This is a genomic window from Pseudomonas sp. TWI929 (genome assembly GCF_039673335.1).
Lineage (GTDB): Bacteria > Pseudomonadota > Gammaproteobacteria > Pseudomonadales > Pseudomonadaceae > Aquipseudomonas.
On the sequence record NZ_JBDJLK010000172.1, the window covers coordinates 1 to 1,425 of the forward strand.

Sequence of the window (1,425 nt, forward strand, 5' to 3'; positions counted from 1 at the left end):
GTAATGCTGTTCACTTAAGCGGAGCAGCCTTACGATCCACCGGATACCGGGTTTTGGAAATCTTCACCGTCCTTGGCCTTCCTGGCCTTGGACGGTGATCCAGAAACATCCCCGCCACACCTCCCCGCAACTCAGCCAACCTTCTGCCTGTAGCCGATACCGGATTGGCCGCGGCCATGACGATCAACTGCACGGCGATGTACTGGCAGGCCGGCTTGAAACGTATGTCAGAAGGCTTTCGGCCAAAGGCTATAGCGGCTTGGCTAGCTTCCCGACGGATGATGTTGTAGGCCAGCAAGAGTCCCCAGACCTCCTGATAAATCAGCTCGACTTTTTTGCTGCGCAGCGTCACGGCATTCTGTTGCATAGAGCTTTTGATGTCCCGAAAGCCCAATTCGATCTCCCAGCGCTCCAGGTACAGCTCGGCCACCGCGTCCGCGCTGTAGCGGTCGGCAGGCAATGAAGTGAGTAGCGATCTGACGTGTCCCTGGCTTTCATAACTGACTTCACGCACTTCCCAATGCGTGGGTAAATCCGGATTTCGTTTGCGAGCCTGAGGCGAGACCTTCATGCGCACACGCCGGTCGTGCTTGCCATAACGCTCGACTTCTTCCGTGACCAGATTCTTGCGAGCGGGCGTCAACCAGTGGCGATTCCTACCACCTTCAGCGACGCTCAATAGCAGGTCGGCGCCCCAAAAGCCCTTATCGAATAACGTGATCGAGTCATCTGGAATCTGCCCGAGAAAGCTTTCAGCCAGACGCATCTCGCTGCCTCGGTAAGGGCTGAGCTGGGCGTCGAGGATCACGTGGGAACGTACATTCATCAGCGCAACGAGGCGTAGTATCGGGAACGGTGTCTGACGCTCGGTGCCGGTGTTGCCCGAGCCAAAATGCTCTCGCAACTCAGGCGAATCGGGCGTTCGCAGCAATGCGCCGTCCACTGCGAACACTTGCAGGCCACCCCAGGTATCACCCTCGTATCGCTCGCAGCCCCACTGCTTACCGGTCTGGCGGAACAAGGACTCGACCGGATCAGCGCCCAGTCGCTTGCGTGCCTCGGTCACACCGCTTCGCGCCAGTAGCTGATCGGAGGCCAAGCCTTGAGCACAAATATTCAGGCGTCTGGCCACCTCATGCACAGGCTCATCGCGGAACAGTGCCATGCCTAGCACCAACCAAAGCACCTGATCGCTCGGCAGGCGGCGCCGCCGGATAGTGGCCTGAGCCGAGAGGCTGAGCGCACTGGCCACCCACTCAATAGGGATGTTTTGGGTAAAAGTGCTGAGGTCGGAAAAGTTGAAGAGATCGCCGAGGTCGAGCAATTGCTGCTGAATGGGCATAAAAAAATCCGATACCAGGGGGCTGGTATCGGATTTTCTAGAAACCCTGGCTCGGACTCAAATGCTTAAGTGAACAGCATTAC

Annotated in this window: 1 protein-coding gene; it reads right to left on the bottom strand. The window is 57.5% G+C overall.

All coding sequences use genetic code 11. The annotated features are described in order from the left end of the window. Positions 1 to 10: 10 nt before the first annotated feature. A complete protein-coding gene (locus ABE456_RS28395; RefSeq protein ID WP_346646892.1) occupies positions 11 to 1,336 on the bottom strand; it encodes an IS4 family transposase in 1,326 nt (441 codons plus the stop codon). Positions 1,337 to 1,425: the final 89 nt, after the last annotated feature.